We start from the raw sequence: 12,426 nt of genomic DNA on the forward strand, positions 1-12,426 counted from the left end.
GAAAGAGACAGCCATTTTTTATGCTTAATCAATTAATTCCCTAAAAGTATCAAAATCGGGTTCAGGCGTTATTTCAAAGAAATATTGCAACTGCCAATTTTGAGTTTTTTTAGCTTGTTTGTTGTTTGTTTCGTCCCAGGGTGGATAAACTCTTATTGCTCTTTTTCCTTCTTGGGTTGCTGTCGAAAAGATTCCTCTTTCAAGTAACACATGTTTAGGAAAAATAAATTGCCCAAAAAGATCATCTTTTCGAACACTAACGAAAACAAAATCGATTAAATCAGAAGAATCAAAAGGTTCAATTGTTCCTAATCGGCTTCGTTTCCACAAAGTAACAAATTGGCCAGTTTTTGTTGGGGTAATTTTGGCTTCTCTGTAGCAAATAAATTTCTCATTTAGATAAAAACGATAAGCACTGTAATCAATGCTTTCGCTTTCCTGCTGCGGTTGCGAACAGTCAAAATCAAAACAATCATAAACCAGTTCTTTGGCCAAAAGCAAATCTCTGGGGATAGACTTGTGATTTGTCCAATGGTTTTTTACGATCATTTTGAGAAGACTCGCTTTTAAGCTTGTTTTCAAAATTATTGTAGGTTTAGGGGTTACGTAGGTTTTTGGGTGTTAAATATATTGTTTTTTTATTTAAAATGAAACATTTAGTCCGAAATTTAGTCCCCATTGAAATTGATTGAAGGATTGACTGTTCAATGGGTTTACATAATAATTCATGGCAGGCTCTACAAATACATTTGTTTTTTTGTAAACCCTATATTGTACTGTACTACTTAATGTAGAACCGTATACAAAATCATTTGCATTTACATTTTTGCCTAATGAATTACCATCTATAGCAACATTATTAGATATCAGTTTACCAACAAAACCGCCTGTATTTAAACTGATAGAAGCTTTATTTTTAGAAAAAATAGCATACGAAACTTCTAATGGCATCTCAACATATCGTAAACTTTGATCTAAACTTCCGCTTTGTACATTGTCGCTTTTTAATGCATTTTTAGTTGTATTAGATACTAATACATAACCATTTTCGCTGGCGATTTGCGGAACTGTTGAATTTTGAACGAAATAATCGTTCGAACTTAAAAAAGCATTGTTGGCCGTTTTTATATAAGAAACATTAGCCACACTTTGCCCTAGTTCATTGATTTTGAAACCAGAACCAACAGCCCATTTTTTATTGATTTTATATTTAGTTTTAACACCGTACGTACTACTTTGTTTCGAATCGTTTACGTTGCCTAAAGTTTTGTCATTTTTATAGTTTTCAGAATTAGCAATTCCTGCAAAAACTTCAAGAGCCCATTTTTCGGCTGTTGATGAAGTTTTCGGTTTTTTCTCGTTTCCTTTTTTAACTTCAGGAAGTATACCTTTTTCTAAATTTTGAAGCTCTGCCAACTGAACAGAATCTTGTTTGCTCAACACATTGCTGAATTTAGAATTGCCTTTTGGAGCATTATCCGCGACAGCTTTTTCTGTTTTAATAGGTGTTGATGCTATTTCTTTTTTGTTGTCTGTTATTGTTGCTTGTTTATTGTTATTCAAAACCGAATTTGAAGTTCCTAAAGCTATATTACCAGAATTCGAATTCAACTGATTTTCAAAAATAGAATTTGGTGCCTGATTCTTTGAAAACGAATTAAATTGATTTTGTTTTTTTCCGGTTGTAAATCTTTTTTCTGCTAAAATCTTGTCCGCATCTCTTTTTTCAGTTTCAGAGAATTGACTCTTGTTTGCTGAATTAAATGAATTTTGATTTTTTGAGATAAAACTTTTATTGGCTACAACCTGATTTCCATTTCTTTTTTCAGGGCTTAAACTTTGATTTTTTGAAAACGAATTGAACTGATTTTGATTTCCGGTAGTAAATGTTTTCTCAGCTACAACCTGATTTGTGTTTTTCTTTTCTGTATTTAAATTTTTCTTTTCCGAAAATGAGTTGAATTGATTTTTCTTTTCTGAAATAACTGTTTGTTCAGCTACAGCCTGATTTGTATTTTTCTTCTCTGTATTTGTATTTTTCTTTTCCGAAAATGAGTTGAATTGATTTTTCTTTTCTGATACAGCTGTTTGTTCCGCTACAGCCTGATTTGTATTTCCTTTTTCTGAATTTAATTTTACATCTGAAGAGCCAGTATTAGTTTTGTTTTTAGAATCAACATGGGCAACTGCAGTTTCTTTGGTTTGGTTTTCTTCAGAATTATTAGAGCTGTTTTTTGAACTTTCTTCTGAAGATTTTTTTACAATTCCGGATTTATTTTCGATGCTATTTTCTTCTGTAGAAATTGTTTTTGTATTGTTAATGTCTTTTTTGCTCTCATCGATAACAACGCTATTGTTTCCTCCGGTGCCATTATTTATGGTTTTTATTCCGCTATTCGAGCTAAAATATAAAACAGAAGGCAATAACAAGCCTAATAAAAGGCATGCCGCTGCTGACCACCAAAGAATAGCTCTTTTCTTCTTTTTAGGTTTATCCAGTTTTTCCTCAATGTTTGCCCACAATTCTGGAGGCGGAACACTTGAAAAGTCTTCCATTGATGAAAAAATATCTTCTATATTCTGCTTTTTCATGCTATTTTAAAATTTTTTTTTAAGCTCAAAATCCTTTTTTGCAAAATGCCCTTCGCTCTGTTTAAATTTGATTTTGATGTTCCTTCTGAAATTTTTAATAATTCGGCTATGTCTTTGTGTTTCATCTTTTCAAAAACATACAAGTTAAAAACGGTCCGGTACTGATCAGGTAAATCCCGAATATATTCCAGCAATTTTTCTTGCTCTATCGGAATTATATCTAATTCTTCTTCTTCAGTAAAATCGGTATCAGGATCAAAAACATCAAGAAAGAAACTTTCTTTTTTCTTCTTGTTTAAAGTTTCGATAAGCTTATTTATAAAAATACGTTTTAGCCAGCCTTCAAAGCTTCCTTCAAATTTATACTGGCCAATTTTTTGAAAAACAATGACAAATGCTTCCTGAAAAACATCCTTTGCATCATCTTCATTTTTCATATATTTTAGGCAAATACCATATAATACAGGAGAGAACAACTGATAAATTTTCAGTTGTCCTCCTCTGTCATTTTGCATGCATTGCCTGATATATTTTTCTAAATCGTCTTTCAAAAATGGTTAAATTTGGTTTTGCAAAAATAGTTTTTATAAACTTAAAAAACTATCTTTTATAAATGCTACGAGCAGCATCCTGGTTATTACTAACGATTGTTAAGTTTTGATTATCAAGATTTTCTATGATATAGGTTTTGCCTTCAAAAGTAATCAGGTCATGCTCTGAATGGTCAAAAAATCCGATACCTTTTTCTATTTGATATGTACTGTTTCTAATTTCAACATCATTTTTATAAGTAATAACCCTTCCGTCCAGGGTAAAAACAATTTTCTTGTTGAAACCGATAGTCTTTGGGGTCGCTGTATAAGGATTACTTGTTCCTCCCATTGATTTTTCCCAAATCCAGGTGTTTATGATAGAACCAGCAGCCAAACTTTTTGTTTCCAGTGAGTACGCTGCGGTGAAAAGACCAAATACAATAAAAAATAAAAAATGTTTTTTCATAATATGAATTATTTTAAACTTGTGATTTTATCCTGAATGACCTTTTTGAAAAGTTTAATTTCTGAATTTTGATCTTCAGTATCGTTGTTGTCGATATAAATTTTGGTAACTGATCCACCTTGTGTTAACTCAAAATAAATTCCACCCTGATCAGCTGAGTCTGGTGTTCCGTATGTTTTAGTTTGTCCTTTTAGGTTTAAAATTTCAGTTGGTATGCTTTTAGTAAACAAAGTATACAAATCCCTTTTTGTAGTAGTAGTATATTTATATTGACCAAAATCATAATTGCCAGCTACTACATTCTGAAATTTCTGAATATTGTAATCGTTTATCTGAAAGAAATTTTGGCAATCTGAACCTACACATTTACTGTTATAACTTCCAATTACAATATTATCAGGACTTTCTGTTGTTCTGTTGAAAATAATAGGTTTTGCAGTTTTAGGAATCAAAATAAAATCTGACGGATACGTTGGTGAAGATGAAAGTGTCTCGCCAGCCTGAGGTCCTTTTTCATAAAAATTGATGACCAATTGGCAATTATTTTCGACAATACTTGTGATCTTGATGGCATAACCACTTGTAGGTTTTGCTCCGGCAAAAATTCCTACCAGATAATTTTTGGTAAAATCAATATTTGGATCACTTGGAACGGTACAAGTATTTTCGTGTTTGGTAAAGTAATACTCCATTCTTTCCGTTGAGTTTACTACGATGGCTGCAGGATTAGTAGGTAAACTTTTGACAGCGTAATTACATAAAAGTGGAAATCCTGTAAAAGCTACTTCTGTGTTTGCTCCGCAATCAACATTATTCATATCATCATTACTAAGAGAGCAGGCACTAAATCCAAAAGCTATAAACAAGCTTAACATTAATTTTTTCATTGGTAATATTTTAATAGGTTTATATTAACTAGATGTGCTTTTTTAAAATGGTTGCGTGCAGAATTATTTTTTGTGCTAATTTTTTTTGAGAATGTTTATTTAATTCAGGATTGGTAATAATTAGTGAAATTTTAATTTTAAAAATTAAGCACTACGTATTATTGCGTACTTTTACGTAAAAAAGAACTTAGTTATGTTTGATTTTCTTCCGTATTTATTGGCTTTTATTGTGGCTTTGTTTCTGGGGATTTACTTAGGAAGAATACTGTTTTCGGCTAAATTTCAATCAGAAAAGGTGAGTTTAGAGGAAAGATTAAATGCCAATACAAATCAATTGCAATTGCAGAAAGAGCAATTTGAAAATGAAAAAAGAAGTTTTGAGAAATTACTACATTCAAATACTGTAGAAAAAGAATATATCAGAACTGAAAAAGATAGTTTGGCAATCCAGCTTTCTAAAAAAGAAGTAGATTTTGAAAATTTATGGGAGCGTCATAAAGAGCAAAAGGCTGAGATTACCGAACTTCAGGAAAAATTTACTAAAGAATTTGAAAATTTAGCAAACAAAATCCTTGAAGAAAAGTCGGCTAAATTCACGGAACAGAATAGTGTTAACATGAAAAACATCTTGTTGCCATTGCAGGATAAAATTCAGGGATTTGAGAAAAAAGTCGAACAAACGCACAAAGAAAGTATTGATTATCACGCGGCCTTGCGTCAGCAGATTGTTGGTTTAAGCGAAATGAATGCCCAAATGAGCAAGGAAACCTTAAATCTGACCAAAGCCTTAAAAGGAGATAGTAAAATGCAGGGTAATTGGGGTGAATTAGTATTGGAACGTGTTTTAGAAAAATCAGGTTTAGAAAAAGGACGTGAGTACGAAGTACAGCAAAGTTTTACAAATAATGAAGGAACCCGCGTTTTTCCTGATGTCGTTATCAACTTACCCGATGGCAAAAAAATGATTGTCGATTCTAAAGTTTCTTTGGTCGCGTATGAAAAATGGATCAATGAAGAATCAGAAATTCTTAAAATTGATTATTTGAAAGAACATGTCAATTCTATCAAAAGACACGTAGAACAACTCGGAAATAAAAATTATCACGACTTATATCAAATCGAAAGTCCTGATTTTGTGTTGCTTTTTATTCCGATAGAACCGGCTTTTGCGATTGCATTAAATGAAGATTCAGCTTTATATAACAAAGCATTTGATCGCAATATTGTAATTGTAACACCAAGTACTTTGCTGGCAACTTTAAGAACGATTGACAGTATGTGGGCAAACCAGAAACAGCAGGAAAATGCTTTTGAAATTGCAAGACAAGCGGGAGCTTTATACGATAAATTTGAAGGTTTTGTTGCCGATTTGGTGAGAATTGGAAACAAGATAAAAGATACCAAAAATGAATACGATAGCGCCATGAATAAGTTGGTCGATGGAAAAGGAAATTTAATTTCGAGTGTCGAAAAATTAAAGAAAATGGGAGCAAAGGCCAAAAAGTCGCTTCCTGAAAATATTATTGCCAGAGCTTCAAGTACTGATGAAAATCAATTACTGAATTAAAAACATTTACCTATTTAATAATACCACAATATATGACTGCAGATTTCAAACCCGTTTCTTCATCGAAAATAAGTATTTCCGAATTAATGTTGCCATCGCATACCAATTTCAGCGGTAAAATTCACGGAGGATATATTTTACAATTACTGGATCAGATTGCCTTTGCTTCGGCCTCAAAATTTTCAGGGAATTACTGTGTAACGGCCTCAGTCGATACGGTAAACTTTTTAAAACCTATTGAAGTGGGAGAATTGGTTACCATGAAAGCTTCTGTAAATTATGTTGGAAGAAGTTCAATGGTAGTCGGAATTCGTGTTGAAGCAGAAAACATTCAGACAGGAGTTGTTAAACATTGTAATTCGTCTTATTTTACAATGGTGGCAAAAGATAAAGAAGGTAATAGCGTTCAGGTTCCCGGACTTATATTGTCTAATTTAGAAGAGGTTCGTCGTTTTAGAAAAGCAATTAAACATATTGAAGTACGAAAAGAAGTTGAAGAACATTCTAAAATTACCAATGTAAATTCGATTGAAGATTTAGCCAGTTTAGATAAATATAATGTACTTTTAGAAATTAGTTAAAAAAGTAAAAGTTTAATTTAAATCAAATCAAAATGGTAAAATTTGGATATACAATTTTATATGTAGAAAATGTAGAAGAGTCAATTGTATTTTATGAAAATGTATTTGGTTTTTCAAGAAAATTTATAACTCCTGATAATGATTATGGTGAATTAATTACGGGTGAAACAACACTTTCTTTTGCATCAAAAAAACTGGCAAGCGAAAATTTAAAAGATGGTTTTGTTGAAAGTAATTTAGACAATAAACCTTTTGCCATTGAAATTGGTTTTATTACAGATGATGTTCCGGAATTGGTGCAAAAAGCAACTTCATTTGGAGCAGTGCTGGTAAAAGAACCAACTGCAAAACCATGGGGACAAATTGTCGCCTATGTTAGGGATCTGGATGGATTCTTAGTAGAAATTTGTACTGAAATGAAATAGTTTGTAAAAGCATTCACAAACAACATTTCACATTTTACAACAAAAAACTTTTCACAAATATTTAGCATAATTGAACAACTAATAGCTGGAAAATTTCGTAACTTTAAGTGTATAGATAAGTTACTATATTTTCACGGAGTATTGCCATTCGATTTTTAAAAAATCTGATTCTTTTTTTAGTTAGTCCCCACTAAAAAAACCGAATGACATAATTGTTTAATTGCTGACGATTATGAAAAGAACTACATTATTAATTTTGCTTTTTTCTGCATTTTCTTTATTTGCTCAGGAAAAATTTACAACCAATACGGCGACTGTAAATTTTGAGGCTTCGGTGCCCTTGTTCGAAGAAGTAAAAGCAGTAAATAGATCTGTTGCGATTGTTTTGGAACCTAAAACAAGCGTCTTCATCTGCACTGTTATTGTCAAAGATTTTCGCTTTAAACTGGATTTAATGCAAGAACATTTTAATGACAATTATATGGAAAGTAATCGCTATCCCAAAGCGGTTTTTAAAGGCAAAATTGCCAAATTTGATTTGAAGGATATTAATGAAACTGAAAAGGAATATACGATAAAGGGCAAATTGACTGTTCGTGGTAAGTCTAAAGAAATTGAAGTGAAAGCCTTTTTGAAAAGAGTAAACGACGGAATCCAGATTCATTCCGATTTTCCAATTGCGGTATCTGATTTTAATATCCAAATTCCGAATCGAATAGCCGAAAAAATTTCACAAACAGCTAATACAGATTTGATTGGAGTAATACGAAACCAAGACGATTTCCTGGTGACTTTGAAATAAATCAGGTTAGGCTCGTAGAGAGCGTTGCCTCAATATCTGTATATTGAAACTCAAAACCTGTTTTTTGTATTTTTTCAGATGAAACCCTTTGACCTTCCAGAACAGCAATACTCATTTCGCCTAATGCAAATCTGATTAAAAACGCCGGTATATTGGGAAGCCAAATAGTATATCCATATAAATGCGCCAAAATTCTTGAAAGGGTTGCATTTGTAGTATTATCAGTAATAGTGGCATTGTATGCACCTTGCATTTCAGTGTCAACTATTGCTTTTAGGTAAATCTGACATAAATCTTCCACATGAATCCACGGTAAATATTGTTTTCCGGAACCTAAAATGGTACCAATGCCAGCTTTAAAACTCGGCATTATTTTTTTTAGAAAAGCTTCATCTTTTCCCAAAACAATTCCAGTTCGGATTTTTACGGTTCTAATTCCCAATGAACTAATCTCATCGGCCGCCGCTTCCCATTTTTGACAAGTCGTGCCTAGAAAGTCATTTGCCGGAGGAGTATTCTCGGTACAAATTTCCTGACTTGTAATGGCGCCATAAATACCAACTGCAGAAGCTGAAACAAAAGCGTCCAAAGTTTTATTGTTTTCTTTTAAAATAGAAAAAATGAGTTCGATGGGTCTGATACGACTTTCAAGAATGGCTTTTTTGCGCTTTTTAGTCCACCGTTTTTCTACAATTCCTTCGCCTGCCAAATGAATAATATAATCTGCATTCAGAATAGCATCTTTCTCAATATAGTTATCTTTTAGATTCCATTTATAGTACGTAATCGATGGCGTATTTTTTCTGGTAGAACGACTTAAAATAGATACTGTAAAGCCGCTTTCGATAAGAACATCTGTAAGATGCTTACCGATAAATCCAGTTCCTCCGGTGAGTAAAACATTCTTAGTCATTATATTATAATATATTTAACAGTGCATCTTGTTTAACGATAAGTAAAGGTACTTAAACATTGCTTACCTTTAGGGCAAATTCTAAATTTAAATGAAATGGCCACTAAAAAGAAGATAATCAGCAAAGAAGATATCGTTTCAATGTACATGAATGAAGTTTTAGAAAAAGGACAAAAGCCAAAATCAGTTTATCATTTTGCAAAAGAAAATGATTTTACAGAAGCGGAATTTTATGCTTTTTTTGGAACACTGGAAGGTTTAGAAAAAGAGATATTCAGACTCTTTTTAGTCAATACAATTGATTTGCTTCATAAAAATTCGGATTATCAGGAATATGATATGAAGAACAAAATGTTGAGTTTTTATTTCACTTTCTTCGAGATTCTGACAGCCAATAGAAGTTATGTTTTACAATCGCTGAAACTCGACAGAAATCCATTAAAAAATTTAGTGCAACTGACTTCGCTTCGTGAATCGTTTAAAGAATATGTTTCTGAAATCCTGACAGACGATTATAGACTGGAACAAGAAAAATTTCAAAAATTTCAGGAAAAAGGGATTCAGGAATCGGCATGGCTTCAATTGATGATGACAATAAAATTCTGGATGGATGATGAATCTGCTGCTTTTGAGAAAACAGATATTTTTATCGAAAAATCAGTTAATGCTTCGTTCGAATTAATGAATGTTGCGCCACTAAATCATTTGATAGATTTTGGAAAATTTCTATTCAAAGAAAAAATATACAGCAAACAATGAAAACAATCGATTATATACCAACATCAAAAATAGAAAGAGCGGGAAAATTGGTGCAAACCGGAGCGAAAATAGGCGTAAATTATGTTAAACATTACGCCGAAAAAATGGTCAATCCGGACTTAACCAGAGATAAATTAAATGAAAATAATGCAGAAGATATTTACGACGGACTAAAAAGCCTGAAAGGAAGTGCCTTGAAAGTTGCTCAAATGCTAAGCATGGACAAAAACTTTTTGCCTCAGGCATATGTAGAAAAATTTTCGTTATCGCAATTTTCTGTTCCGCCGCTTTCGGCACCGTTGGTTTTAAAAACATTTAAAACGAATTTCGGCAAAACGCCTTATGAAATTTTTGACGAATTCAATGCTAATTCGGTAAATGCAGCAAGTATTGGTCAGGTGCATTTGGCGAAGAAAAATGATAAAAAATTAGCCGTTAAAATTCAGTATCCGGGAGTTGCGAATAGCATTTCTTCAGATTTAGCTTTAGTAAAACCTATTGCGATTCGAATGTTTAATTTGCAGGGAAAAGATTCTGATAAATATTTTAAGGAAGTTGAAGACAAACTGATTGAAGAAACCAATTACCTATTAGAATTAAAACAAAGTCAGGAAGTTGTTGAAGCCTGCAGTAAAATTGAAAACATAATTTTTCCGAATTATTATCCGGAATTTTCATCGGAGAAAATCATCACAATGGATTGGATGACAGGAATTCATCTTTCAGAGTTTACCGCTAAAAATACAGATCAGGAAGTAGGAGATAAATTGGGTCAGGCGCTTTGGGATTTCTATATGTATCAAATTCATGTTTTGAAAAAAGTCCACGCTGATCCGCATCCAGGAAACTTTTTGGTAAACGATCAAAATCAATTAATTGCCTTGGATTTTGGTTGTATGAAGCAAATCCCGGAAGATTTTTATGTACCCTATTTTGAGTTGATCAATAAAAATGTGATTACAGATCCAGCTCTTTTTAATCAGAAATTATTCGAATTGGAAATTCTGCGTCCAGATGATTCGCCCTCAGAAATAGAATATTTTACGGAGATGTTTCATGATTTGCTATCCCTTTTTACAAAACCGTTTAAAGACGAAACTTTCGATTTTGCCGATGAAACTTTTTTCGAAAGCATTGCTAAATTAGGCGAACGTTTCTCAAATGATACCAATCTCAAAAAAATGAACGGTAACCGCGGTTCTAAGCACTTTATTTATATGAATCGTACTTTCTTTGGTTTATATAATTTAATGTTTGATTTAAAAGCGAAAATAGTGGTGACGAATTATTTGAAATATTAAAAAGTTTATTTTGTTTCAGGTTTCAAGTTTCAGGTTGATAACTATAAATTAACACAAAGTATGTCATCCTGACGAAGGAAGGATCACACTAGTTGTTCGACAAAGATTGTCGATTTTCTGTGCGGAGTTTCTTGTGTGATCCTTCCTTCGTCAGGATGACAAGATTGCGTTATAATCCCTTTGCGAGCCTTGCGTAGAATCATTGCGAACCTTGCGGTTAAACCTGAAACCTGAAACAAAATAACTTATTTCAAAATTCCCGCTTTATAAGTCGCAATCGCGCGATCTCTCGCAAAAGCGTGATCCACCATTGGTTCATTATATCCCAAATCAAATTCCGGAATCCATTTGCGGATGTAGATTCCTTTTTCGTCAAATTTCTTTAGTTGAATTTCAGGATTAAAAACTCTAAAATAAGGCGCTGCATCGCAACCTGTTCCTGCGGCCCATTGCCAATTTCCTACGTTGGATGCCAACTCAAAATCTAATAATTTCTCTGCAAAATAAGCTTCGCCCCATTGCCAGTTTATGAGTAGATGTTTGCATAAAAAACTCGCAACAACCATACGAACGCGATTGTGCATATAACCGGTTTCATTAAGTTGACGCATTCCGGCATCGACCATTGGGTAACCCGTTGTTCCGGAACACCAGCGTTTAAAATCGTCTTCGTTATTGCGCCACTGAATGCCATCATAAGCCGATTTGAAGTTATGATTAACGCAATTTGGGAAATTAAAAAGAATCTGAATAAAAAATTCTCTCCAGATTAATTCACTCAAAAAAGTTTGATTTTTTCGATTTGCCCAATTCACTAATTTCCTGATACTAACCGTTCCAAAACGTAAATGAGGAGAAAGGTAAGAAGTGCTGTCTAAAGCAGGAAAATCTCTGGTTTCTTTATAATTAGCAATTTGTGTTAAGTTATGAGGAAGTACTTTTATAGAACTTTTTTCAAAACCAATTTCTGCTAATTCTGGAAAATCAAACTGAGTTTTAGCAAAATTATTGAATAGTGATTCCGAATTGTATTCTGAAGCGCCACCGGAAAGATGATATTTCTCCAGCCATTTATTTTTGTATGGAGTGTAAATCGTATAAGGAAGTCCATCTGCTTTTGTGATTTCTTTTTCCTCAAAAATTACATGATCTTTAAAGGAAAGAGATTCGATATTGTTCTCTTTTAGCAGAGATGAAATTGCTAAGTCTCTTTTTATGGCAAAAGGTTCATAATCTTTATTGAAGAAAATGTTTTGAATGTCGTATTCTTCTAAAAGTGATTTCCAGACTTCTATAGTTTTTCCTTTTTTGATTAAAATAGAAGAATTTATTTTTGAAAGTTCATCCTTAATCTTTTGCAGCGAATCATAAATAAAATTTACCCGCGCATCATTTTTAGGGAGATTCTCCAGAATATCATCATCAAAAATAAATAATGGAATTACGGGAAAATCTGATTGTAAAGCATGAAATAATCCGGTGTTGTCTTCTAAACGCAAATCGCGTCTAAACCAGAAAAAGGTAACTTTTTGTTTTGCCATTATTGATTTTTACTACAGATATATTTGTTGTGTATTTTTAAACACATAGAAACATAGAT

General features: G+C 32.7%; 13 protein-coding genes. 6 read left to right on the top strand and 7 right to left on the bottom strand.

Translation table 11 applies throughout. The features are described from left to right. Positions 1 to 24: 24 nt before the first annotated feature. From AC1RRN_RS20120 to AC1RRN_RS20140, 5 genes are all read right to left on the bottom strand, one after another. Positions 25 to 549 carry a MepB family protein gene (locus tag AC1RRN_RS20120; protein WP_492969010.1) on the bottom strand — a complete coding sequence of 175 codons (525 nt, stop codon included), beginning with the start codon at positions 547 to 549 and terminating at the stop codon, positions 25 to 27. Positions 550 to 642: 93 nt separating this feature from the next. Next, the gene (locus AC1RRN_RS20125) at positions 643 to 2,592 is read right to left on the bottom strand and encodes a hypothetical protein (RefSeq protein WP_492969011.1); all 1,950 of its coding nucleotides are present in this window, start codon (positions 2,590 to 2,592) and stop codon (positions 643 to 645) included. Then, the gene (locus AC1RRN_RS20130) at positions 2,589 to 3,143 is read right to left on the bottom strand and encodes an RNA polymerase sigma factor (RefSeq protein WP_492969012.1); all 555 of its coding nucleotides are present in this window, start codon (positions 3,141 to 3,143) and stop codon (positions 2,589 to 2,591) included. Before AC1RRN_RS20130 ends, AC1RRN_RS20125 begins: the two co-directional genes overlap by 4 nt. Before the next feature lie 49 nt (positions 3,144 to 3,192). After that, positions 3,193 to 3,591: a hypothetical protein gene (locus AC1RRN_RS20135; RefSeq protein ID WP_492969013.1), complete on the bottom strand. Its 399-nt coding sequence runs from the start codon at positions 3,589 to 3,591 to the stop codon at positions 3,193 to 3,195. An 8-nt stretch (positions 3,592 to 3,599) separates the two neighbouring features. Further along, positions 3,600 to 4,478 (bottom strand): protease complex subunit PrcB family protein, encoded by an 879-nt coding sequence (locus tag AC1RRN_RS20140; protein ID WP_492969014.1) that lies wholly within the window; start codon positions 4,476 to 4,478, stop codon positions 3,600 to 3,602. Positions 4,479 to 4,671: 193 nt separating this feature from the next. On the opposite strand from AC1RRN_RS20140, the gene AC1RRN_RS20145 reads away from it, so the two are divergent. From AC1RRN_RS20145 to AC1RRN_RS20160, 4 genes are all read left to right on the top strand, one after another. Next, on the top strand, positions 4,672 to 6,045 hold the full coding sequence (locus tag AC1RRN_RS20145; protein ID WP_492969015.1) for a DNA recombination protein RmuC: 1,374 nt from the start codon (positions 4,672 to 4,674) through the stop codon (positions 6,043 to 6,045). A gap of 32 nt (positions 6,046 to 6,077) precedes the next feature. Further along, on the top strand, positions 6,078 to 6,626 hold the full coding sequence (locus tag AC1RRN_RS20150) for an acyl-CoA thioesterase (protein WP_492969016.1): 549 nt from the start codon (positions 6,078 to 6,080) through the stop codon (positions 6,624 to 6,626). A 32-nt stretch (positions 6,627 to 6,658) separates the two neighbouring features. Beyond that, on the top strand, positions 6,659 to 7,051 hold the full coding sequence (locus AC1RRN_RS20155) for a VOC family protein (RefSeq protein WP_492969017.1): 393 nt from the start codon (positions 6,659 to 6,661) through the stop codon (positions 7,049 to 7,051). Between the two features lie 232 nt (positions 7,052 to 7,283). Further along, on the top strand, positions 7,284 to 7,853 hold the full coding sequence (locus AC1RRN_RS20160; protein ID WP_492969018.1) for a YceI family protein: 570 nt from the start codon (positions 7,284 to 7,286) through the stop codon (positions 7,851 to 7,853). Position 7,854: 1 nt separating this feature from the next. Here the strand turns inward: AC1RRN_RS20160 and AC1RRN_RS20165 are convergent, their stop codons facing one another. Continuing rightward, positions 7,855 to 8,766, bottom strand: a complete 912-nt coding sequence (locus AC1RRN_RS20165; RefSeq protein ID WP_492969019.1) for a TIGR01777 family oxidoreductase — start codon at positions 8,764 to 8,766, stop codon at positions 7,855 to 7,857. A 96-nt stretch (positions 8,767 to 8,862) separates the two neighbouring features. On the opposite strand from AC1RRN_RS20165, the gene AC1RRN_RS20170 reads away from it, so the two are divergent. Together AC1RRN_RS20170 and AC1RRN_RS20175 are read left to right on the top strand one after the other, a co-directional pair. After that, positions 8,863 to 9,525, top strand: coding sequence for a TetR family transcriptional regulator C-terminal domain-containing protein (locus AC1RRN_RS20170; protein WP_492969020.1), 663 nt, complete (start codon positions 8,863 to 8,865; stop codon positions 9,523 to 9,525). Continuing rightward, positions 9,522 to 10,826 (top strand): ABC1 kinase family protein, encoded by a 1,305-nt coding sequence (locus tag AC1RRN_RS20175; protein ID WP_492969021.1) that lies wholly within the window; start codon positions 9,522 to 9,524, stop codon positions 10,824 to 10,826. Before AC1RRN_RS20170 ends, AC1RRN_RS20175 begins: the two co-directional genes overlap by 4 nt. Before the next feature lie 245 nt (positions 10,827 to 11,071). Here AC1RRN_RS20175 and AC1RRN_RS20180 read toward each other — a convergent pair whose 3' ends face one another. Further along, positions 11,072 to 12,367 carry a cryptochrome/photolyase family protein gene (locus tag AC1RRN_RS20180; protein ID WP_492969022.1) on the bottom strand — a complete coding sequence of 432 codons (1,296 nt, stop codon included), beginning with the start codon at positions 12,365 to 12,367 and terminating at the stop codon, positions 11,072 to 11,074. Positions 12,368 to 12,426 lie beyond the last annotated feature (59 nt).

It is taken from the genome of Flavobacterium sp. GW821-FHT11G01 (assembly GCF_058808175.1).

Bases quoted from the DNA above. Each gene is read 5' to 3' on its own strand.
- AC1RRN_RS20150 (WP_492969016.1), top strand. From the start codon at position 6,078: ATGACTGCAGATTTCAAACCCGTTTCTTCATCGAAAATAAGTATTTCC.
- AC1RRN_RS20140 (WP_492969014.1), bottom strand. From the start codon at position 4,478: ATGAAAAAATTAATGTTAAGCTTGTTTATAGCTTTTGGATTTAGTGCC.
- AC1RRN_RS20175 (WP_492969021.1), top strand. From the start codon at position 9,522: ATGAAAACAATCGATTATATACCAACATCAAAAATAGAAAGAGCGGGA.
- AC1RRN_RS20120 (WP_492969010.1), bottom strand. From the start codon at position 549: ATGATCGTAAAAAACCATTGGACAAATCACAAGTCTATCCCCAGAGAT.
- AC1RRN_RS20135 (WP_492969013.1), bottom strand. From the start codon at position 3,591: ATGAAAAAACATTTTTTATTTTTTATTGTATTTGGTCTTTTCACCGCA.
- AC1RRN_RS20155 (WP_492969017.1), top strand. From the start codon at position 6,659: ATGGTAAAATTTGGATATACAATTTTATATGTAGAAAATGTAGAAGAG.
- AC1RRN_RS20145 (WP_492969015.1), top strand. From the start codon at position 4,672: ATGTTTGATTTTCTTCCGTATTTATTGGCTTTTATTGTGGCTTTGTTT.
- AC1RRN_RS20180 (WP_492969022.1), bottom strand. From the start codon at position 12,367: ATGGCAAAACAAAAAGTTACCTTTTTCTGGTTTAGACGCGATTTGCGT.
- AC1RRN_RS20165 (WP_492969019.1), bottom strand. From the start codon at position 8,766: ATGACTAAGAATGTTTTACTCACCGGAGGAACTGGATTTATCGGTAAG.
- AC1RRN_RS20125 (WP_492969011.1), bottom strand. From the start codon at position 2,592: ATGAAAAAGCAGAATATAGAAGATATTTTTTCATCAATGGAAGACTTT.
- AC1RRN_RS20170 (WP_492969020.1), top strand. From the start codon at position 8,863: ATGGCCACTAAAAAGAAGATAATCAGCAAAGAAGATATCGTTTCAATG.
- AC1RRN_RS20160 (WP_492969018.1), top strand. From the start codon at position 7,284: ATGAAAAGAACTACATTATTAATTTTGCTTTTTTCTGCATTTTCTTTA.